Below are 19,485 nucleotides of genomic sequence, written 5' to 3' on the forward strand. Positions count from 1 at the left end.
TAGCAAGCCCATAAAGCAAGTTTTCATATTTTTGCGGTTAGTTTTTATTAGAATTTTTACTGGTTTTCGAGCGCTGCTCTAACTATTCACGATACAGCCTTTAGCGTTCATCACACCCCCCTTGTAAAATATATCGTTCATTTTTATAGACCACTTTTGCATTTATTGCAGCGGCCAATTGGTCAAGCACAATTTTGATGGGTTTTGTGGTATCAAACTCGCCATAGCATAAACATTGGACTGATTTATTTTCCAACTCAATTGACAGATTATAATATCTACGAAAGTCTGCTATTACATCCGGTACAGGTGTTCCGTTGTAAGTTAAAATTCCGTCCCTCCTTTTTATTTCAGGCTGAATGTTCGGTACACTGTCTGTCTTTAGCGTGCGAGTTTCTTTAGTAAAATCTGCACTTTGGTTAGGTTTTAGCGTTACTTGTTTGATTTTTGCATTAGTTGCTGACCAAACTGAAACCTTGACGATTCCGGTAACCACCGTAACTGTTACTTTATGTTGTTTTTCAAAAGCCCGGATATTGAAAGAGGTGCCCACAACTTCCGTCTGTATCTGTCCGGTGTGAATGATGAAGGGGTGTTTTTTGTCTTTGGCTACCTCAAAAAAAGCTTCGCCTTCCAGTTTTACCTCGCGAAATTTACCTATTAACTGATCTTTATATTCAAGAGAACTGGAAGGACTCAGCCAAATCTTTGTGCCGTCATATAGTTGAAGTATCCTTTTTTCCGCTGGCCGGGTGACTACATATTGCAATTGTTTAGCGTTTCTAAATTTATAGCGATTCTTAAAATACTGGTTAAAAAATAACAATGTGGAAGCTATGAGCACAAGCCAGAGAGCTGCGATTTTCAGCCATTTTTTTATACTATAATTTTTTTTTGATTTTGACTCATGAGCACTTCGATCGCTAATCTCTTTTATGATTATTGATTTTACTTTGCTAACCGCAGTTTCGGTTTTTCCTATGCTGCCCTCATCATGTTCTACAAATCCCAATTCAGCACGTATGAGGGCCTTCAATACTTTTTCATTTTCGCCATCATCAAAATATAACAATAGCTGCCTTACCTCTTCGGGGGTGCAATTGTCTTCCAAATATTTTACAAAGAGCTTGTAAATGGATGATTGATTATTCACTGTTGTATTTTATCACAACATGCAAAAAGAAGATTTTTACACTATCTAAATTTAAAATTTATTTGCGATGAGTTAAAAGTTGCTCAAGAATGAATAAGACAATTATATTTTTATTCAATAGAAAATGTTGCTTAACGGTTTTATTAGCTTTTACTATCTGATTGCTAATTGTTGAGGTGGAAATTCCTAATAAGTTACTCACTTCTTCGTAACTTTTGCCTTCCAATTTACATAAGGTGTATATTTGCTTTCTTTGGGGAGGGAGAGTACCAATTGCTATTTGTAGAAAGTCGAGATTTTCTTCAGAAAGATTTGATTCTTCATTATTTGTTTCATAATCCGCATACGATATTACCAATTTTTCAATTAGCCGGTTATCCTTGGCTATTTTCCGGAAATGCATGTAAACCATATTTTCCGCAACTTTATTAAGAAAGGATTTAAAGGAACCTTCCTGTTTTATATTTTTCCTAATTTCCCAAATTTTCAAGAACAGGTCTTGTAATAGTTCCTGCGCAATGTCTTCATCTTTAACCAATCGAAGGATATTCCTGTAGATTGGTTGGCTAAATTGGTCGTACAAAACGGTAAAGGCCCGCTCACTTCCTTGCTGGAGTTGCTGAATTAGAAGCTTTAAATTTTCATTATCTAAATCCATTAGCTCAATTATTGAAAATTCAATACCGAGCTATTTAGAAATTGAGTTGCTCCACCGTATAAATACAATAGGGTCGGTAGCTCACAGATTCTAATGCCGAAAGGCTCTGGTAAAGCCCATCCACTCTAACTTAATAGGATGGATTCCCACAAAAGAATAAGCAAGCGCCGACCCTATCGCAATATACAGGGTACAGCGCTTTACTTACACTCGCGGGGAAAATTTACCAGATTTATCGGGCGAGGCTCGTAAACGATGAATAATTATTTAGACATCGCAAAAATAATCTTATATTATACAATTACTTCCTATAAATAGATAATAATTGCGTTAAACAAATTTAATGAAAAGTAGACTTAAAAACAATATAAATATACAAATAATGTCTATTAATAGATTTTATTTGCATATAATCTACTGATTTTCAATTGTTTCCATCTTTATATATTTGTTTAAGTGATTGTAAAGAATGGAAGAACCAAGATTAAATAGGATAAGCATTGTACTTGATGAATTAAAATTGGATCAGATTGATTTAGCAGCTATTTTAAAAGTTTCTAAGGATACCGTTTCAAGGTGGTGTAGGAATGTCAATCAGCCCAAGCTCTCCGATATTTATAATATAGCAAAAATTTGCCGAATCGATATAACTAGGCTAATCGAACCAACTGACTGGAAAAATGAAACAGGGAATTCTGTATTGCAGGATTATTTAGAAATGAAAAAGTTGGCTAAAACTCAGACTAAAAGATCGAATAATTCAAAAAGGCGAAAATCCCCTTAAGAGCAATTGTTAGATTTAAGTGCATCCTTTATAATTGACATTATGCTAAATAAATATGATTCAATTTGAATTTCGTCAGAGAGGGTATTTATTTTTCACCTTTAGCATTAGGTAATCGTTAGCATTATTGGAATCGAAGACGGCAAGATCATCGTAATACTTATTAGCCAATTCTTTGTAACTATTAAACCGGGTTCTTCTCTGCGTTATTTGATTACTGTTAAACTTCCAGGACTCATCACCACCTAATCTAAACGTAAGTTCTCTATAAATCTCGGCCCTCAGCACCTTTAAATAAAAATCCTGCATTTTTAATGTGATCGCTTTTTCAACCATGTTTTTAGCCGTAACCAGGTTATTGAACGCGGTTTTATTTCCCAGGTCAGGATTTACTATCACCCTATTTAAACTTAAATAAAGCACAGCCCTAAAAAACAAACTGGTGGTATCATTTGGGTGAAGTTTTAAGTTTTTGTCCAGGCTGTCTGTTAAAGCAGCGTATTTATTTGGTTTACGGCTGCCAATTGTACCATCATTTATATAGATCAATCCCGATCTGACCTGCACCGGTAACTGTGCAAAGATGAAAGTTGATTTTAAGGATAGAAATATCAGGAACAAAAAAAACAGGTTATGCTTTCTCATCAACAAAAGATTTAGTGTATTATTAATTTTCTTTATAATCTTTTAATAATCAAACAAATTATGCAACGCGTGGTCTACCTAAATTTAGATACTATTATAAGAGCCGTCCAGATATGCTTTATACCTTAAATAATCGATTAACTCCGTTTTTTGACTATTACTTAGGTCTGTGTATAACATAACTGCGCTATTTCTGAAATCCATAAAATTAATATACCAGCCATTTCGTTCTTTAGAATTCAGCAACCCCTCATCTGTTAACAACTGAATAAGACCGACAATCACCTGATAACCCAACACGCTATAGACTGGATGGTTATCAAATAAATCGATTCTTTTCATTTCCTGAACGTATCCGCATTACAAATGGTTTAGGCCAGGCAAACGCTTAAGCAGGCATTCACAAAATTAATTTTAACGCACCAGGGAGAAATACCCGTATCTCCCGAATTTCTACCAGTCTATCCCGAAAAAGAATGATCTATGAAATTGAAACAGCGAAAAGAGTTGAAAACTGCTATTAGCTAACCTACTTATTGAACTCCAATAATTCTTTGGGGTCAACCTCAAGGGCTTTCGCCAGCTCGGCAAGAGAGAGAAGGGTTATGTTTTGTTTTCCGCTTTCATACCGTTGAATATCTGCGTATTCTACGTTGCATAGCAGTGACATTTTACGGAGAGTCAGGTTTTTAGACTGTCTTAAAAATTTAAGACGCTTTCCAAATTGAATTAATATTCCTTTATCTAAATCGCTAACCATTATCCTCGTAAATGATCAGGGAAATTGTAATAATATAATATTAATACCGTTGTGGCATACCACAACAAAGGTTAACTTTGATAGTTATTATATAGTCACCCTTATAGTGGCGTTTAAAAATAAAATTGTTTAAAATGAGCAATGACGTATCGTTTTTAGAAAAAAAAATAGAAAGTCTGTTTGGAGAGGAACCGTTCAACGACGTGGACGAAGAACTTTTCAGATGGTTGATGTTTGCTTATTTTGATAAGGGAAGCAACATCAAAAACTTGGATGCCTCGAATTTTGAAATGTTCAAAGGCAAGCTCGCCGTGTTGATCGATGCGGTATACGAGTGGCACCAGGGTAGAATGAAACTCGAAAAATCCTAACAGTAATCGTCCATCTAAATAGGCCTTATTTACAAAGAATAGCTTTGAGCGCTGACTTATAAGATCTTCGGACGTTTATAGCGGGTAAACTCTACGCTTAGATTTTCCTGGAGGTTGGATGCCGGTCGATAGGCGCGTTGTGGAACAACACAACAAAATTGTTACAAATCAAAATTGGTTTTTAGACATAAAGATCCCTGAAAAAGAGAAAAGCCAGGCATCGCGCCAGGCTTTTCTTACCTAAACCTTATCACAATAGCACGAGATGTGCTAAGATTTTTAAAATACCTGTATTTTCCGCATTGTCAATACGTACTTTTAAGTCAGTGAACAAAAGCAAGATTGGTCAGCGTTTTTTTTGTTTTTTATTGAATGCTGTCACAAGAGCCAGGAACCTTTCAAAGGAATAGGGCTTGGCGATAATTTCTGCAACATTCAATTGATAATCTTTTATCCTGCTTAAAAGTTCGGAAGTTGTAATCACAACTTTAACTGATGCAGGAATATGAGGAAGAAAAGCCGGCGCATTCATAGGGCTCATGTAGAAATCAAGAAAGACAAGATCCAATTCGCCGCTTTGTATTAACGGCAATGCCAACATTGGATCGGTAAAGGTAGCCACAAGTTCGACGAACGGTATCCGGCTACAATACTCTCTCAATAAATCATTGCACGAATATTCATCATCGATCCCGATACATCTTATCATTTTACTTTCTTAACTCCTTTTAATAAAAATAGTCCTTTTTCAAGAAATATAAAATGATGCCATTGCAATTGGACAAAAATCATGACCTGAAGACGGAATTTGTCCGTATGTCATCAAATTTACCCCTATTTAGTTACCGTAAACCCCTGATATAAGTATTTATAGCTTTTCGCCGGCCACTTAATTTTGATGGTAAATTTTATTGTTTCAAAAACAAATTTTTAGCATCATTTATGAACTTTATATCTATCCAACTGCGGCTATTTGTACAAGAGTCAATAGACCCTAAAAATTTTATCGGTAAGCATCTATCCACCTCAGAATTTAATAAATGGAAAAATTTCCTGGACAAAGAAGCAGCAGCCATACTTCTTTCAGTTACAGACTGGCAACAGGGCTTTCAGGAATATGATGAAAAGCACATCGAAAGTTTAATTACCGCGCTTGTTAATTTAAGCAATATGCTCAATTCCTACATGTTTAAAAGTCCACCTTTACTAAAAAATCATCCCCAGGCGCGGAGTATCAAGGAACATTACTATTATTCACTTCATCTATTGGAAGGGCTCCTGTTGTCGCTGGGTGAATCCTTTCCGGGACCGGTAGCAAGCGTAAAAATATCACAGGCAAATCTACGAGCGGTGATACCCCGTTTAAAAGAAAAGTTTTATAAACTTTCTGATCATTTTAATGATTTGCCCATTGATAAAGAACTATTGGATATTGTGATACCCGGCCTGTCTGCGCTGATTTATAAAAGAGATATTACCTGGGAAGACACCAGGTACATCGCATCCCTGATGGATCTGTTGTTAAACGATTCTGAATTAGACAATAAAAAACTGGCCGACCTGCTGATCATTCACGACTTTAACATACAAGCGTTTTACCTCTATTACCTTCATAAGCTCAGAGAGCGCCTGGATAACATTCCCGGCTTGCACGAACAAAGAGAAATGCTATTAGCAGAAAAAGACAGGCTTTATAACCTGACGACTGAAAAAGGACTGACCATGCCATCTAAGAACAGAAGTCTATTCATGGAACTGGGTGAATTTGTAAATGGTAAATATACCTTTGCCAAAAAAAGGGTTAAGTTACAACGGAGATTTATACGCGATACTAAGAACGCAAGAACAAATACGCGGTTCCTGATCAATTTACCAGTTCCGCAGTTTGGACTTTTCATTAGAATGCAAATTGAAAAAGGATTCCTGGCAAAAGAAAACCTTGGCGAGCTGTTCAAGTTTTTTGCCGGTCATTTTTACACACCAAACACTTTGTATATTTCTCCGGATAGTTTGCAAAAAAAATCCACCGATGTTGAATTTGCCACTGCGCAAAAACTAAAAGGACATCTGATCGGTATGATCAACTGGCTCAATACGAACTATAACCTCTCTAATTACAATTAGTTAAAGGTGTGATTCCGGTTTACCCTGCATACCCAGTTCAACCCAATGCGCGATGAATGTACAAAAGGCTTAATGCCCTATTCTGTGCTGCCTTTTCTAAAGCCCGCATGTAAATAGCCTGTTTTTCAATCGGGACCACCGTCCAGGGCTAACCCCTGTCGCCAGCATAAATCGTAAGATTTAAAAACCATATTTATTGGAGATAAAGGAGTTAAAATGTAAATTCAGCGAGTTATCGCAATTCACCGGATCTAAGTCTTAACCAACCTATAAATGCCTGTTAACGCCCCAGAAATAAAAGTTGATGTTGTTTCTTTTAATCAGCTGTTCAAAGGCAAAAAGTCGGTCATCATCCCGGAATACCAGCGGCCATACGAGTGGGGTAAATCAAAAACTGCCGAATTATTAAACGACCTTAAAGAGTATTTTCTCGATACCGAACCGCAATCACCCTATTATATGGGTACTGTGCTTTTTTATTACGACCAAAAAAATAAAAATTTCGAAATCATCGACGGACAGCAACGCATTACCACGCTGCTGATCTTAAAAAACATTATTCATAAATCAGTTGCAGAAAACGAGAACATCGTATATAATTCGCATATGTCATTTGCAGCGATCCGGGAAACTACGGAGTACGCGAAAAGCGAAGAACCTCTGCTGAAGCGCCTGGCTGAAAAAAACTTTTTAAACCAGCTTGAATTTACGGAGGTGATCACTTATTCACAGGATGATTCATTCGCCTTTTTTGATACCCAAAACAACCGTGGGGTTTCATTAGGCGCAACTGATTTTTTAAAGGCTTATCATTTAAGGGAGATCACTTCGACCAAATTGCAGGAGGCCAATGCTGTTAAATGGGAAAGCGCGGCGGTAAAGTGGGAAGATGGCGATTTCCTGAATTTTCTGTTTAATAAAATACTTTTCAGGGCCAGGGCATGGAAAAGTAAGAATACACCTTTTGAAAATAAGGATGCCGTATTGGATGCGTTTCAAAAGAATACCATCAAGCCGGATCAGGACACGACCTACCCGCTCTTTTCAAACAACCAGAACAGGCAGGCAACCTACCGGACCTATAATGAAGATGGTCAATTTACTACCGCCTTAAACGGGGAAAAGAAAACGGAACCAGCGCAATTCCCATTCAATCTCAGGCAGCCGGTTTACAAAGGCCTCAACTTCTTTCATTACACTGAAAAATATGTGGCCATCCACGAGCGCATTTTTGGAAACAAGGAATTAAAATCAGGGGAACTCGCAGAAGTCCTTCATTTTTACAATGAAGTTTATAGCGATGACATGTCCGTTTATTTGAGGCATCTTTTCAAGCTGGCTATCATCATGTATTATGACGTATTCGAGGAAAATCAGCTATTGAAATTCGCCTACCATCTAGATTATTTATTGGGAAGCATCAGGATCGGCAAATCCCTGGTCAAAAAGGAATCCGCGCAAAAATGCTTTACAGAACCTGATTACAATTTGCTGGATATCATAGCCTATGCGTATGCTCCGGAAGAAGTCACCCGGTTTTTAAAGGAATTACCAAAGCTTGAAGATATTTACCAGCGCATTTATAAAAAGGAACAGGAATTGCCAAAGGAGGGCGTACAAACCAGGTACAGGGGACGGGTTGTCAATTATTTTGAAAAAACAAAAAAGGATTTTAAATACCGTAAACAATGGTTAGATGAGTAATAGTGTTGCATCAGGGATTTTCTCGATAAACGATATTATAGCAACGGACACCATCTATAATATTCCAAGGTACCAACGCTTATACGTCTGGACCAATGACCAGGTAACAACATTACTGGAAGATATCCAGCACGCCTGTTTTACCGAAAGGCCTTTGTTTTATTTGGGGGGTGTGCTCATCGTGAGGACATCTGATACGCTCCCGCACTTTGACCTGATCGACGGGCAGCAACGTTTTACAACCTTATGGCTGCTCTGCCTTACGCTCGGAATGGAGTTATCGGGTTTTTTAGAGGTTGAGGAAAAATCCCGTCTGACCTTTTCCATCAGGGAAGATGTTACCCGTTATTTTGATGCGATCCGAAAAAACAAAGAATTTAAAGGAAAGCTGAACGGGCAACTGGAAGCCGGCAGCCTGACTAAGATCATCTATGCCAAAAACCTGATCAGGGGCTTCGTCGCCACAGAATTTAAAGATCAACCCGAACGGCTTGAAAAATTCCGAAACTATATCAGGTACCAGGTCAAAGTGATCATTAGCACGGTGCCGGTGAAAACGAATCTGAATAAGTTATTCGAGGTCATTAATAACCGTGGACTACAGTTACAGCATCATGAGATCTTAAAGTCATTTATCCTCTCAAAAATCACAAGCGATAAAAAGGTAAGGATTCGGTACGGTAAGATCTGGAACGCCTGCGCGGATATGACCGACTATATTGAAAGGAATCTGTATTATGAAGCCAGCCGCAGTGTTGTCGAATTTTATAACCTACATAATGGCCAATTTGACTTTGCCGGGCTCCTTAGAATAATGGATGGCAAGGATACAGTTGCTTCCCCAATGACGTTATCTGCGATCATCGAATCCAGGCCTCCCAAAAATAACGAGTTTAAAACACCGAGGGAATTAGAGGAACATCCGGAAACCAAAGATGATGAATATGAGAATGTAAGGAGCATCCTGACCTTTCCGCAATTGTTGCAGCACACGCTCCGAATCTATCTGTTCAGATCGGGCAAAAAAGATATTCCCCAAATTACAGAAAAAGACCTGTTGGTTAGTTTCGCCGCCTTCCTAAAGGATCTGACGGAAAAAGAAGCGCTGGCTTTTATTGAACTGCTTTTTAAGATCAGGGTACGCTTTGATAAGCATGTGATCAAATGGGTAACCACATCGCCGAATACGGAAACACACCTGATCAAACCCTTGCAAAAGCAAAGAAAAAAGGCCTATAGCCAAACCTTTTACTTTCGCAGGGAGAAACCCTCAGGCAGTGATGCGTTTACCTTGCTGCAAAGTATGCTTTATCATTCGCAGCAAAAAACAACATTGCACTGGCTGACCCCATTTCTTTATAAAATGCTATCCACAGAAAACAGGGACGAACTCCTGATCTACCTGCAAAAGCTGGATAATGCGATGTTTTGTACCAAAGACCCTGACGAATTAATGAAAAGGAGCTGGAAATACCTCGGCAAAGAAGTCAAGGTCGCCCCGGAGGCTATTAATCTGGAAGCTCTCAAAAAGTCTGACGGTACGGGTTTTTGGCATTATTGGTTCTATAAGTTGGAATACGTGTTATGGTTTATGGAGCGACAACTTCATCCCGACTGGCGAAATTTCAAAATGATCTCGAAAAATTCAATTGAGCATGTTTCACCGCAAAGCCAAAAACGCCAGGATTTCAATACCGTAAGCAAGGCCTGTCTTAACACTTTCGGGAATTTAGCCTTAGTTACCCGGAATATCAACTCGGAATACGGTCATAACGAGTATAATGTCAAACAGCGCAAGTTCTTAAATAACAAGAAGGATAACCGCCTGGACTCGCTAAAACTTGACCTTATCTATGCCAGCGATGAATGGTCCGATGATCTTTGCAACGCACACAATTTAAAGATGCAGCAGGTGATGAAAGATTATGTCGAAAAATATACCTGATCAAAGCTGTTCAAAATACCAGCTCCGGTTTATTTCATTCCTTACCACAGCGCAATGGTGTAAAAGCTCCAGTTGATTTTCCGCATCGAGTTCCCTTAAAAGATCGCGGATCGGTTTGCCTGCCCTGACATCTTTACTAAAAATTCCCTTTTCAATAAACAGGGGCATAAAGTTTTTCGCCAAATCAGATTTCACTTCAGGATGCGCTAAAAAATAGTCCCGGACAATCTGATCGATCCTGCCGGTTAAATGAATTTTCTTATCGTCCATAAATGTTTTAGCTTTAGTGGTAAGAAACCCCGCTGAATCAAATTTAGCTATAAATCTATAAAATATGCATAAGGACCATTCAAGTTTACCGGTAGAAGATGCCAGCACGACCATTTTCCGGTATATGGATTTCGTATCCTTCTATTCTTTGCTCGTCAATCAATCGTTGTTTTTTAAACGCCTGGATAAATATACTGATGTACTTGAAGGCCAGTTATTCGATGAAACTGTGAATGAATATTTCGAGTTCCGAAAGAATATTGACCCTTATGCTTCGGACGAGGAGGCCAAAACATGGACTAATAACGAGGCAGAAAATATCAGACTTTATAAGGCATGGACTTTATCCAATTCATGGAATATTGCAGAAGATGAAAATTACGCCATGTGGAAAATATACCTGCGCGGTTATACCGAGGGTGTTGCCATCAGAACCACGGTTGGGAAATTAAAAGAACAACTGGACAACAATAAAGATTTTGAATTTTACTCCGGCCGCGTGAAATACGGGGCCGTACCCAAAAATGATGTAAATCAGTTTACGATCTCGACAAACAAAAGGCAGCCTTATACTTATGAGAATGAATACAGGGCTATCGTACTTCACCAGTTTGTGCCGGATAACGATAGAAGACACGCAAAATGGACTGTCGGTGCCGAAGTAAAGGTGGATGTAAAAGAGCTGATCGACCTGATCTATATTTCTCCATTTTCAACCCCTTGGTTTCTGAACCTGTTGAAAAGAGCACTCAGCGATCATCTGCCCGGATTTGACCACGACCATATCGTATATTCCAAAATACAGGATTCATAAAACCTTAAAAAAACTGTCATAAACAGGAGCGCCGCAGGTTTAAAAAGTCCCTAACGGAAAATAGACCTGCGGCGCTTGGCCCCGGCTGAGCCGGGGCCGACCGGCATTTTGCCTAACTAACCATCTCCTGGTACTTTTGGCAAGTTCCTCGTAGGTCATTCCTTCGATATTAATAATAAAAGAATAACAGGGCGCTTCAATCCCTTTTGTTCGCTTTCCATCAGCCCGACAATTTCTTTTGCAGTCACCAACTTTGCTAATAAAGACAGTTCCCTGAAATATATACTTTCAGCGCTTTCTCACAGTTAAGGCTTTGGGATGGGTCGAGGCAAAGTAGCTGACCCGAGCGAATAATGCTGGCGAAAACTCAATAACTTGTTTAAGAATGCCGCACCAGTGCCGGGGTTCTCCTTATCCAATTCATCGGCTTCCCGCTGTTCTGCATAGAGCAGCTTATCCCAATCCTCGTATTGGTGATAGCACAAACGCCGGTTAAAATGGTGGTATTCGATTTCCTCCCGGTTCATCGTGCGGGAAAGAAAGGGGAATGCCGTATGCAAACCCATCGGCCTGCGGTTTCTGTCACGCCATAACTCGGCATGCATAAACACGTAGATGCGTGGCGGGTATTTGGTTTGCGGCTTATAGTAATAATCCACCCTGCCGGAAGTTTTGCGGGGCAGTGCATTCATACGGTCATATTCAGCCTTTTCACTGGCTGTCATCACATAACCTTCTTTTATTTTAATCATAGCAGTAATATTTGAAATATGCCTGTGTTTCGGTAAAGCAATCGTGGGCGAAGTCCCGCTTTGCTTTATGGAAAGTCAGGCGACCCAACACGCCGGACTGCCTGTTGCGGATAAAAGGAGCAAGTGGCAGGACGGCGCGCGATTTATTCATCTTTCAGCCTGAGTAATTTTTGGTAAACATCATCCCAATAGCCCTGCAACCCCTCATCCAGTTTTTTGAATGAGGGGTCGGTATGGCGGTAATGGCGGTAATCGTCAGCCTGCATTATGGCCAGTTCCAAATCGGTTACGGCAATTTCCTTACCTTTTAAATCAATGATTTTCATAAGCGAAGTTTTTAGGCAACTTTTAATGGTGTGGTCTTGAATTTCTTGATGTTCAGGAATACGCCACGGTATTCGATCATGCCATCGGATAGCAACTGCCACAGTAACTCCCCGCCGTTGACGGCCAAAGCAGTGTTGACAAACAAATCCTGTTTCTTTAAGGCTTCGGCCTGTGAACAGCTTGGCTCATCGTGGTCGTCCACTTCTTCCAAAAGCTGTTTAAATTCATCGGTGATTTTAGGCAGGTTGGCAACGGTGCGGAAACGTTCCGAGTCGGGCTGTTTAATTTCGGTCAGCGTGGCTAACAGTAATTGCCCTGTATAACGGCTGTTGCCTAAATCCATCCAGTAAAATGGTTGCGCACGGTCGTTACGGCTTTGATTGCCTACTTTCCGTAAAGCGTTGGCAATGTCAAAACGTGCGCTCACCGTATCTACACAGGTAATGTAAATATTAGCCTTTCCTAATGAGGGTAACAAGTGTAATGTTTTTGTGCCGAACCGTTCGGGTATTGCTTTCCAGTTCGTGCCACTGGACAGGTTGATACGGTTTATCAGAATAACGGATTTGAAATGCCCGATTTCCGAGGGGGCGAACATTTGCCGTCCCCTGTTGGCTTCCGTGATAATATCATCGTCAAATACGTTCACCTGCAGACCGGGGCGACCGAACGCCTGTAAAGAAATGTGTATCCTGACGAGTTCAGTCAATATCCTGTGGCCTGTACCTCCTGCACCGATCAGGTTAACGGTTACGGGGTTGGTCGGGTCAATCAGGCAATTAGCGGTAAAATGTATGGCGGGTAAATTTTTCATTTGATGAGATTTTTAAGGGTTAATTTGATGGGTGTTAATTTGTCGGTCGGAAACGGCGCATCGGTGTTCACCAACTTTTTCCAAAGCTGAACGATGTTGCCTTTCACGGGGCTTTCACCTCCGAGCGTGTGGCTGAAAAAGCTGTTAAAAAAATAGATTTCCCACTGGCGCATAAATTCTTCCAGTCCGCAATCTTTAGGGATTTGTATGGTTACCGTGCCGAGGCAGACCTTGCCATCGGGATAAATATTAAAGTAAGGGGCTTTGCAAAGCGGGGTGGCTAAGTCTACAGCCTCATCCGTGTTCAGCGCATAAACCGCAAGCGTGTTTCGGGTCGCTTTCCAAATCATAGGCGGTATATAGCCCTCCCCGTTGGGTATGTCCAAGCCCTCTTTAAACAGCAACCGTACTTTTTTGGCGGGGGTGTGCCAAACAGCATAGGCGTTTCGCCCCCTGTTGATGTACAATATATTTTGTGGCATCAGACCAACGGGGTCTAAAAACCCTGTCTGTAAATCTTCCGAGGTGTCAAGTGCTTTAGCTAAGGATATGCTTTCCTGAACGGTTAAGGGATGCGCATTAATGGGCTTGCCGTTCCTGTCCATATCATAGGCTTCCAGGTAGATGTTTTTCTTTTCGTTATTGCTGTAAATCAGCAGGGCTTTTACAGGCTCGTATAGATGCCCGAATTGTTGGGTGATGTTCGTTCTCATGGCAGGTCAAATAAAATATTGCAGAGGTTTTCAATTATTTCAAAAAGGCGGTATTCAAATTCAAGGTTCTTTACTTCGTTATCCGTACCGTCAAATACCTGTGTGCGGCATGGTAACGCCATTTGGGAATAGTTCCCCAAATAGTCATTTACCGAACGCTCGATGTTTTCATAAACCCATCCCTTGCCATCGCCGATAAAAGCGATATAGGTTTCGGGGGTGGGTATATCGTCGTTATCATCATATTCATCAGGCGGTGCGATATTTTGAAAAATGGAGCATTTGGGAAAATCATGGAATAGCGATAATGTGTCTTGGGCTATCAGTTGGCATTCTTCCTCAAAGGGATTTGCAGGTTTAAACCTTGCGATGTTTTCTCCCAAATGCTGTAGATGATAAGGGTTATACAGCTTGCGTTGCATGATGTCCCCGCATATATCGTTTCTCAGGGTGTCGGAAATATCTTCCTCGTAGTCGTCCGGATTTTCACGGAGGCATTCTAAAAAGCATTCCTTGTTCATATCATATTCATCGTACATGAACCAACCCTCATCACGGTAGTACGGCACACCCGCTTCCCTGTACAGGTAACTCATCACGGCAAGCAATAACGCACTGCACCGCCTGTTCTCTCTCTTCCGCAAAAAGCGGTAAAGGGGAATGACAGGAATGTAATACAGTTGGTTACCTACCTCGTAAACCTGTTCGGTAGCTAATGCCACCTGTCTATCTTTGCCTGTCTCGGTAATCAGCAGTTCCGTTTCGTAGGGCTGCCTGTTCAGCTTGGTTCGTATTTCACGATGTGCAAGCAAGATGTTATAGGGATAGGCGTACCCGCTCACATCTGATAATGTCAGATTATGCAGTTCGGCCAAATGTATTGCCGACTGAAAAAAGCCATTTTCGGTTTTCGATTGCTCGGGCAATCGCTTGGCGGGTTCGCATACTGGCATAAAGCTGTGGTTTAAAAAACCATCGGTACTTGGTGTACCGGGGCTGATTTGGCTCTGTCCTTTAGTAGGGCCTGTGCATCGGGTAGCTGATTGAGGCTTTGGGCGAATGTTCCTAATTGCTGATAGAGTTTGCATTGTCTTTTTGATTTAGGCAGGCTGATAAAGCCCGCCTGTGTTAATGGTTTCATACTATCCTTTTGTGCCTAATGTGGTTACAAACTGGTATTCTGCGGTGTCGTTCTTAAATTCCGGCCCGACGATTTTGGCAGTAGCCAGTATGGCGTAAAGCGCAGAATAGCTGTCGCATACTTCTTCGGGGCTGAGGTTGCTGTCGGGGTCGGTCAGCCTGATTTCCTGTCCGTTTTCCTTGTGGATAAATACCCTCGGTAATAATTCGCTGTACATGGTCGTATCGTTTAAGGTTATAATAATCTGAATTGTGCCATTTGTTCTTTTTTGCGGTTGAGGTCGCCCCGCAGGTTTTTCAATTCCTTTTCCTTGTCGGGGTATTCCTCTATTGCAGGTATCAGGGCTATGGCTTCCTCGTATTTGCAATCTGCTTGCAAATAATTGATGGTTTTGAGGGCGGTATCATAGGCCTTTTTCTTCTCGGCTTTTGGGTCGGGCATTTCTTGGTCGGGGGTTTTGGTAACGGTCGCCGTTGTGGGTTTAGCTGTGGTAGTAGCTGTTTTTGCACTGGCAACGGCCTTTGCTTTTTCCAAGCCCTTGCGGTAATCTTCCATGTTATTGAAAAACCCTGCCGTTTCCTGTACAGGCTTTTCGATGGTTTCAAAAAATTGGTTGTCTATTTCTTCGGCAGTACCACCCATCACAAAGGGCGGTACAACTTTGGATGCCTGTGTTCCGTTCTTAGGAATGTTATACATGCCGATGATTTTAACCTTGCCTTGTTCATCGGTGGTAATACTGAGATTCCAATGGCCGGGAATATTTAAGGCGATGATATTTTGAAAAAAGTTTGTGGTCATGATGTTTAATTTTTAGGTGTACGTTTATTCAATTCAACCAAGTGGTTTGCTGACCTGCCGTCAGCGGTAAAGAGGTATTCATTATTTAAAATGCTCTCCTTAACGGCGGTATCACTGCATAGAAATTCGTATTGTTTTTCGAGGGAGGTATAGAGGTGGCGGTTGAGTATTTCGGCTATTTTGCGCAGCCATTCTTCGAGTTTATCCAGTTCCTCAAAAACGTTGTCGTGTTCCCTGCCGTTCTCATTAATGACATAAGCCCCTAAATCCACCGCTACTCCATATTGCCTGTGCCTGCTAACGATCTGTGGTTCGTTGGGCAAAATGTCTTTTGCCAATAGTGGTAACACCCTGCGGTCAATGTCGGGCGCAGTAAATGGAAATTCCTGCATAGGGGCATAGTCTTTCCATGTTTGATTTTCTATGCCAGTAATCAGTTTAAGTATGTCCACTTTAGCCGAGAAACCGCTACCGTCCCCCTGTGAATAAAAGCCACTGAATTTGATTTTATCTTTGATGACGGCTATACCCATATAGGAACACAGTTTAATAAAATCCTCAAATTCATCGTCCCACCAGTCAAAATTGACATTTAAATCCCGGTAGGTGGTTAGTGCCTTTTCCTTGCCAGTTTTGTCCAGTTCGCTGAAATTGTACAGTTTTAACGTTATCGTTTTCATAGGTTCAAAGCGGTTTGTTTTCGATGGTTAAAAGATAGTCGGTGTACCTTTGGGTAAGGTTTTCACCCTTACGGAAGATGTCGGTTTTATAGAAATACCGCTCTTCAAAAAAGGCTACGCCTTTCGTTTGGAGGTTAATCTCATAACGATAGGTGGCGTTTGTCCGCAGTTCATTCATAGCGCAATGCTCACCTAACAAAGCCAGTTCAGCTTCTGTATTGCTAAGAGATAAAAGCGGAAGCAATAGAGATTCTACGATGTAGCCCTGTTCAGGTGCGCTACTGCTGTCGGCAACACAAATAATGGCTTCGCCATTGGTAAGGGTGATATAAAGATTTGAGCGTGTCATATTCTTTCGATTTTTTTATGGGGGGATTGCTCCCCCCGAATGGTTATTAATTGAGGGTTAAAGCTTCTTCTCCGTTCTTGGCATAGCCGAGGCATAAATCAAATGCAGCCTGTGTGCGCAGTTGTCCAGTACCGCCTATTATGGATTTTACTTTAGCTTCATCGTCCTTGTATTCCTTTACATTTTGGAAGTAGCCGGTAATAGCATTGAACGCTCCGAACAAAGTGCCTTTGGTGGTTTCGGTTTGTTGGGTCGGGCTCGCCATTGCGTACATAAAAGCATTGTCGCAGATGTTCTTAAACACGGTTGAAAGTTCCTCGCCAGTTTTCAGGCTCTTTAATACTTCCCTGCTTGGTGCCATTGCCTGTTGGATGAGTTTCATTACGTCCTTATCCGTAATGCGCACCTTTGTCCACTGGTTAAATATGCCGTCCAGTTCATCGGCCATTTTGTCGGATATGCCCATAACCTTGTGGGCTTCTTTCAGCCTGTCCTCTGCGTTGGCGGTATGTCGTATTTTAATTGTATTGGAGCTGTTACGGAGTGCAGCGCTTAGTGTATTTTGGCAGACAATTCTAATAGGGGTAAATGCTGCGGTGATACTGCCCGAACCATCGTGTGAAGTGGTCAGGAAAAGGTATTTTTCGATATAATCATCGTGACCTACTTTAATATAGCCGGGCAGTTTTGCGGTGATAAAAATCTTTTCACCGTTACCTAAAGCACCTGCGGTTTCGTACTGCATCCCGTCCCCGCCTACGATGGCATCAAAAAAACCGAATGCATCTGCATTCTGAACAATGTTATAATCGGTGCCTACTTTATCACCTAATATTGCGCCATTATCTGTACGATAGGTGAAAAATGAACTTTTTGAAATGGTTTCTGTGCCGTCCTGCAAGCGGTGGATATTCGGCATTTTTACTACGTTAAAATCAAGCCCTGCAAAAGCTAATGCTTCCTTACTGGTGGGGTAATCTTCTACAATTTGCCCTAATCCGTGCCATGCTTTTTGCTTTACGCTGAAAAAACTATGCTGTCCTGTTTGTTCGTTGAAATTGATATTATGTGCCATGATGGTAATTTTTAAGTTTTTTTAAAATTGTTACTGGTTGGTGATTGTTTAGAATGGCAGGTCGTCTTCGTCCTTTGCGCCTGCTCCTGCGGTTACGGCTCTTTTCTCTGCGCTGTCGGTAGGGTCGGTTGCTTTTGCGACCAATGAAAAAAGTTTGATGGTGTCGCAAGTGCAAATCAGCCTTGCACGTATGCCGTCCTTTTTGCTTTGGTAGCCCTGTGCTTCCATCCATCCCGAAATTTCAACAACTGCCCCTTTGGTGAGGTATTCCGCAATGCCGGAGTTGCGCCAGTAAGCGCAGTCAACGAATGTGGTTTTTTCCTTTTTTTCGCCCGCTTTGTTTTTCCATTTTTGGTTAATGGCTACGGTAAAATTGATTACCTGTTTGTCCCCTTTTACCGCTTTAACTTCTGCGTTTGCGGTTAATCTTCCTGTGAATAGCATGATTTTTTATTTTTTAATGAATAATTATTTGTTTGTTTTTCCTTTCGCCGCCTTGCCCTGATTGATTATTTTTAAAAGAAAAAGGGAAAAAAGAAAGCAAATCGTAAAGCCCGACAACGAGCAAAAGGAAACGGAATAATTGGAGGGGACCCTCTGGGGAGGCAGCCGTTTATGCCGTAGTCTTTTGCAAATCCAACGACATATCCGGGCTTGATTTTAGCTGCGCTTTTTACCCGTTTCGTTTAAAATAATAATTGATTAAATAAAAAAATGCCATTGGAGCCGTAGGCGATAAAAGCCTCAACAAATATTGATCAGCAGGTTTTTACCAGAATAAGTATTGGTTATCTTCATCGCTTTGTTCAGGTAATTCAGAACCGGAACATAATATGAGGGTATGACAGACAAAACAATACAGGTGATCATTAATCACTTTAATCGGAAAACCCCCCAAACGTTTATAGCAGCACATTCCATCGGGGAAAATGTCGAATATGGCGTAGTGTGGGAAGATATAGACTTCAATAAACTTGGCGATGTATCGCCCTACAGGTTCTATTTTATTAAGAACGGAAAAGGAAAATGTATTGGAGCAGTGCTCGATATGAATAGGGACCTCCATTGGTATATTGATCCAATTGCGCGAAAAAAGGGTTTTTTAACCAATGCGTTAACACAGGTAATTTTGCCTCACCTGGCCAGGATCAGGAAAGAGCAGCATATAACAATTAACATGGATGATATTGGTGAAGAGAATTTTGAAGCGTCATTAAAAACGGCGAACAAGGCCGGTTTTACGCTGGTGGGAGAAATGGCATCGAAAATTGAATGCAGCCAAAAACTATTCAAGTACAGGAAAGTACTGCTTAAAGAAAGCCATCCGGGTATTAGTTATGAAAAGATGGTAAAGCAAAGGGAGAAAATGAATGTCGTGATAGGCAATCTCTGGCAGATCAAATCTGAAGTAGAAATGAAACTGGGTGAATCTAAGCTAACCCGTGAAATGGATCGCTATATAGAAAAATTACAGTTGTACCGAAGCTTAAAGCTGGATGATGCCGTTTACGATTTTGAGCAACAAATGAAACGCAAAAAACCAAAATAATAAAAAGATGAAGCTTTTAGTACGCATCATGGGATAGCAGCGGCATCCTGCGAAGC

At 40.9% G+C, this 19,485-nt stretch carries 26 protein-coding genes; 7 read left to right on the top strand and 19 right to left on the bottom strand.

From position 1 onward, the window contains the following. Positions 1-100: 100 nt before the first annotated feature. A complete protein-coding gene (locus tag GWR56_RS10325) occupies positions 101-1,153 on the bottom strand; it encodes a FecR family protein (protein WP_162431165.1) in 1,053 nt (350 codons plus the stop codon). A gap of 58 nt (positions 1,154-1,211) precedes the next feature. Continuing rightward, a complete protein-coding gene (locus GWR56_RS10330) occupies positions 1,212-1,811 on the bottom strand; it encodes an RNA polymerase sigma factor (RefSeq protein WP_162431166.1) in 600 nt (199 codons plus the stop codon). Between the two features lie 469 nt (positions 1,812-2,280). Between GWR56_RS10330 and GWR56_RS10335 the strand changes: the two genes are divergently transcribed. Then, positions 2,281-2,595: a helix-turn-helix transcriptional regulator gene (locus GWR56_RS10335; RefSeq protein ID WP_162431167.1), complete on the top strand. Its 315-nt coding sequence runs from the start codon at positions 2,281-2,283 to the stop codon at positions 2,593-2,595. Positions 2,596-2,670: 75 nt separating this feature from the next. Here the strand turns inward: GWR56_RS10335 and GWR56_RS10340 are convergent, their stop codons facing one another. The 3 genes from GWR56_RS10340 to GWR56_RS10350 form a co-directional block, all read right to left on the bottom strand. Further along, positions 2,671-3,240, bottom strand: a complete 570-nt coding sequence (locus GWR56_RS10340; RefSeq protein WP_162431168.1) for a hypothetical protein — start codon at positions 3,238-3,240, stop codon at positions 2,671-2,673. Between the two features lie 84 nt (positions 3,241-3,324). Further along, on the bottom strand, positions 3,325-3,582 hold the full coding sequence (locus tag GWR56_RS10345) for a hypothetical protein (RefSeq protein ID WP_162431169.1): 258 nt from the start codon (positions 3,580-3,582) through the stop codon (positions 3,325-3,327). A gap of 187 nt (positions 3,583-3,769) precedes the next feature. After that, positions 3,770-4,000: a helix-turn-helix domain-containing protein gene (locus GWR56_RS10350; protein WP_162431170.1), complete on the bottom strand. Its 231-nt coding sequence runs from the start codon at positions 3,998-4,000 to the stop codon at positions 3,770-3,772. A 134-nt stretch (positions 4,001-4,134) separates the two neighbouring features. Here GWR56_RS10350 and GWR56_RS10355 point away from each other — a divergent pair, with 134 nt between their 5' ends. Continuing rightward, positions 4,135-4,371: a hypothetical protein gene (locus GWR56_RS10355; RefSeq protein ID WP_162431171.1), complete on the top strand. Its 237-nt coding sequence runs from the start codon at positions 4,135-4,137 to the stop codon at positions 4,369-4,371. 346 nt (positions 4,372-4,717) lie between these two features. Here the strand turns inward: GWR56_RS10355 and GWR56_RS10360 are convergent, their stop codons facing one another. Further along, complete coding sequence (locus GWR56_RS10360; RefSeq protein WP_370463823.1) at positions 4,718-5,080, bottom strand: LytR/AlgR family response regulator transcription factor; 363 nt, start codon at positions 5,078-5,080, stop codon at positions 4,718-4,720. Positions 5,081-5,313: 233 nt separating this feature from the next. Between GWR56_RS10360 and GWR56_RS10365 the strand changes: the two genes are divergently transcribed. The 3 genes from GWR56_RS10365 (at position 5,314) to GWR56_RS10375 (ending at position 10,144) form a co-directional block, all read left to right on the top strand. Continuing rightward, positions 5,314-6,495, top strand: a complete 1,182-nt coding sequence (locus GWR56_RS10365) for a hypothetical protein (protein WP_162431173.1) — start codon at positions 5,314-5,316, stop codon at positions 6,493-6,495. 273 nt (positions 6,496-6,768) lie between these two features. After that, the gene (locus GWR56_RS10370; RefSeq protein WP_162431174.1) at positions 6,769-8,199 is read left to right on the top strand and encodes a DUF262 domain-containing protein; all 1,431 of its coding nucleotides are present in this window, start codon (positions 6,769-6,771) and stop codon (positions 8,197-8,199) included. Beyond that, complete coding sequence (locus GWR56_RS10375; RefSeq protein WP_162431175.1) at positions 8,192-10,144, top strand: DUF262 domain-containing protein; 1,953 nt, start codon at positions 8,192-8,194, stop codon at positions 10,142-10,144. The genes GWR56_RS10370 and GWR56_RS10375 overlap by 8 nt, the downstream gene beginning before the upstream one ends. Here the strand turns inward: GWR56_RS10375 and GWR56_RS10380 are convergent, their stop codons facing one another. Continuing rightward, complete coding sequence (locus tag GWR56_RS10380) at positions 10,145-10,414, bottom strand: hypothetical protein (RefSeq protein WP_162431176.1); 270 nt, start codon at positions 10,412-10,414, stop codon at positions 10,145-10,147. Positions 10,415-10,478: 64 nt separating this feature from the next. Between GWR56_RS10380 and GWR56_RS10385 the strand changes: the two genes are divergently transcribed. Further along, a complete protein-coding gene (locus tag GWR56_RS10385) occupies positions 10,479-11,228 on the top strand; it encodes a hypothetical protein (protein ID WP_162431177.1) in 750 nt (249 codons plus the stop codon). Positions 11,229-11,533: 305 nt separating this feature from the next. Here the strand turns inward: GWR56_RS10385 and GWR56_RS10390 are convergent, their stop codons facing one another. The 12 genes from GWR56_RS10390 to GWR56_RS10445 form a co-directional block, all read right to left on the bottom strand. Beyond that, positions 11,534-11,980 carry a hypothetical protein gene (locus tag GWR56_RS10390; protein WP_162431178.1) on the bottom strand — a complete coding sequence of 149 codons (447 nt, stop codon included), beginning with the start codon at positions 11,978-11,980 and terminating at the stop codon, positions 11,534-11,536. Between the two features lie 143 nt (positions 11,981-12,123). Beyond that, positions 12,124-12,306 carry a hypothetical protein gene (locus GWR56_RS10395; protein WP_162431179.1) on the bottom strand — a complete coding sequence of 61 codons (183 nt, stop codon included), beginning with the start codon at positions 12,304-12,306 and terminating at the stop codon, positions 12,124-12,126. An 11-nt stretch (positions 12,307-12,317) separates the two neighbouring features. After that, complete coding sequence (locus tag GWR56_RS10400; protein WP_162431180.1) at positions 12,318-13,121, bottom strand: PRTRC system ThiF family protein; 804 nt, start codon at positions 13,119-13,121, stop codon at positions 12,318-12,320. Further along, complete coding sequence (locus tag GWR56_RS10405) at positions 13,118-13,834, bottom strand: PRTRC system protein B (protein ID WP_162431181.1); 717 nt, start codon at positions 13,832-13,834, stop codon at positions 13,118-13,120. Before GWR56_RS10405 ends, GWR56_RS10400 begins: the two co-directional genes overlap by 4 nt. Continuing rightward, on the bottom strand, positions 13,831-14,787 hold the full coding sequence (locus GWR56_RS10410; protein WP_162431182.1) for a hypothetical protein: 957 nt from the start codon (positions 14,785-14,787) through the stop codon (positions 13,831-13,833). The genes GWR56_RS10405 and GWR56_RS10410 overlap by 4 nt, the downstream gene beginning before the upstream one ends. Positions 14,788-14,798: 11 nt before the next feature. Then, positions 14,799-14,975 (bottom strand): hypothetical protein, encoded by a 177-nt coding sequence (locus tag GWR56_RS10415; RefSeq protein ID WP_162431183.1) that lies wholly within the window; start codon positions 14,973-14,975, stop codon positions 14,799-14,801. 1 nt (position 14,976) lies between these two features. Beyond that, positions 14,977-15,192, bottom strand: coding sequence for a PRTRC system protein C (locus tag GWR56_RS10420; RefSeq protein WP_133234665.1), 216 nt, complete (start codon positions 15,190-15,192; stop codon positions 14,977-14,979). A gap of 17 nt (positions 15,193-15,209) precedes the next feature. Further along, positions 15,210-15,776, bottom strand: a complete 567-nt coding sequence (locus GWR56_RS10425; RefSeq protein WP_162431184.1) for a PRTRC system protein E — start codon at positions 15,774-15,776, stop codon at positions 15,210-15,212. Positions 15,777-15,781: 5 nt separating this feature from the next. Further along, positions 15,782-16,456, bottom strand: coding sequence for a hypothetical protein (locus GWR56_RS10430; protein WP_162431185.1), 675 nt, complete (start codon positions 16,454-16,456; stop codon positions 15,782-15,784). A gap of 4 nt (positions 16,457-16,460) precedes the next feature. Next, positions 16,461-16,805 carry a penicillin-binding protein gene (locus GWR56_RS10435; RefSeq protein WP_162431186.1) on the bottom strand — a complete coding sequence of 115 codons (345 nt, stop codon included), beginning with the start codon at positions 16,803-16,805 and terminating at the stop codon, positions 16,461-16,463. 46 nt (positions 16,806-16,851) lie between these two features. Further along, positions 16,852-17,880: a DUF932 domain-containing protein gene (locus tag GWR56_RS10440; protein ID WP_162431187.1), complete on the bottom strand. Its 1,029-nt coding sequence runs from the start codon at positions 17,878-17,880 to the stop codon at positions 16,852-16,854. 48 nt (positions 17,881-17,928) lie between these two features. After that, entirely contained in the window at positions 17,929-18,324 is a 396-nt protein-coding gene (locus GWR56_RS10445; protein WP_162431188.1) for a single-stranded DNA-binding protein, read from the bottom strand. Between the two features lie 397 nt (positions 18,325-18,721). Between GWR56_RS10445 and GWR56_RS10450 the strand changes: the two genes are divergently transcribed. Further along, entirely contained in the window at positions 18,722-19,429 is a 708-nt protein-coding gene (locus GWR56_RS10450; RefSeq protein WP_162431189.1) for a GNAT family protein, read from the top strand. The last annotated feature ends 56 nt before the right edge of the window (positions 19,430-19,485 follow it).

Origin of the sequence: Mucilaginibacter sp. 14171R-50, assembly GCF_010093045.1 — a bacterium.
In the GTDB taxonomy this organism is placed as follows: Bacteria; Bacteroidota; Bacteroidia; order Sphingobacteriales; family Sphingobacteriaceae; genus Mucilaginibacter.

Bases quoted from the DNA above. Each gene is read 5' to 3' on its own strand.
- GWR56_RS10340 (WP_162431168.1), bottom strand. From the start codon at position 3,240: ATGAGAAAGCATAACCTGTTTTTTTTGTTCCTGATATTTCTATCCTTA.
- GWR56_RS10365 (WP_162431173.1), top strand. From the start codon at position 5,314: ATGAACTTTATATCTATCCAACTGCGGCTATTTGTACAAGAGTCAATA.
- GWR56_RS10440 (WP_162431187.1), bottom strand. From the start codon at position 17,880: ATGGCACATAATATCAATTTCAACGAACAAACAGGACAGCATAGTTTT.
- GWR56_RS10345 (WP_162431169.1), bottom strand. From the start codon at position 3,582: ATGAAAAGAATCGATTTATTTGATAACCATCCAGTCTATAGCGTGTTG.
- GWR56_RS10420 (WP_133234665.1), bottom strand. From the start codon at position 15,192: ATGTACAGCGAATTATTACCGAGGGTATTTATCCACAAGGAAAACGGA.
- GWR56_RS10445 (WP_162431188.1), bottom strand. From the start codon at position 18,324: ATGCTATTCACAGGAAGATTAACCGCAAACGCAGAAGTTAAAGCGGTA.
- GWR56_RS10395 (WP_162431179.1), bottom strand. From the start codon at position 12,306: ATGAAAATCATTGATTTAAAAGGTAAGGAAATTGCCGTAACCGATTTG.
- GWR56_RS10415 (WP_162431183.1), bottom strand. From the start codon at position 14,975: ATGAAACCATTAACACAGGCGGGCTTTATCAGCCTGCCTAAATCAAAA.
- GWR56_RS10430 (WP_162431185.1), bottom strand. From the start codon at position 16,456: ATGAAAACGATAACGTTAAAACTGTACAATTTCAGCGAACTGGACAAA.
- GWR56_RS10375 (WP_162431175.1), top strand. From the start codon at position 8,192: ATGAGTAATAGTGTTGCATCAGGGATTTTCTCGATAAACGATATTATA.
- GWR56_RS10385 (WP_162431177.1), top strand. From the start codon at position 10,479: ATGCATAAGGACCATTCAAGTTTACCGGTAGAAGATGCCAGCACGACC.
- GWR56_RS10330 (WP_162431166.1), bottom strand. From the start codon at position 1,811: ATGGATTTAGATAATGAAAATTTAAAGCTTCTAATTCAGCAACTCCAG.
- GWR56_RS10380 (WP_162431176.1), bottom strand. From the start codon at position 10,414: ATGGACGATAAGAAAATTCATTTAACCGGCAGGATCGATCAGATTGTC.
- GWR56_RS10450 (WP_162431189.1), top strand. From the start codon at position 18,722: ATGACAGACAAAACAATACAGGTGATCATTAATCACTTTAATCGGAAA.
- GWR56_RS10335 (WP_162431167.1), top strand. From the start codon at position 2,281: ATGGAAGAACCAAGATTAAATAGGATAAGCATTGTACTTGATGAATTA.
- GWR56_RS10390 (WP_162431178.1), bottom strand. From the start codon at position 11,980: ATGATTAAAATAAAAGAAGGTTATGTGATGACAGCCAGTGAAAAGGCT.
- GWR56_RS10350 (WP_162431170.1), bottom strand. From the start codon at position 4,000: ATGGTTAGCGATTTAGATAAAGGAATATTAATTCAATTTGGAAAGCGT.
- GWR56_RS10435 (WP_162431186.1), bottom strand. From the start codon at position 16,805: ATGACACGCTCAAATCTTTATATCACCCTTACCAATGGCGAAGCCATT.
- GWR56_RS10405 (WP_162431181.1), bottom strand. From the start codon at position 13,834: ATGAGAACGAACATCACCCAACAATTCGGGCATCTATACGAGCCTGTA.
- GWR56_RS10370 (WP_162431174.1), top strand. From the start codon at position 6,769: ATGCCTGTTAACGCCCCAGAAATAAAAGTTGATGTTGTTTCTTTTAAT.
- GWR56_RS10400 (WP_162431180.1), bottom strand. From the start codon at position 13,121: ATGAAAAATTTACCCGCCATACATTTTACCGCTAATTGCCTGATTGAC.
- GWR56_RS10425 (WP_162431184.1), bottom strand. From the start codon at position 15,776: ATGACCACAAACTTTTTTCAAAATATCATCGCCTTAAATATTCCCGGC.
- GWR56_RS10355 (WP_162431171.1), top strand. From the start codon at position 4,135: ATGAGCAATGACGTATCGTTTTTAGAAAAAAAAATAGAAAGTCTGTTT.
- GWR56_RS10410 (WP_162431182.1), bottom strand. From the start codon at position 14,787: ATGCCAGTATGCGAACCCGCCAAGCGATTGCCCGAGCAATCGAAAACC.
- GWR56_RS10360 (WP_370463823.1), bottom strand. From the start codon at position 5,080: ATGATAAGATGTATCGGGATCGATGATGAATATTCGTGCAATGATTTA.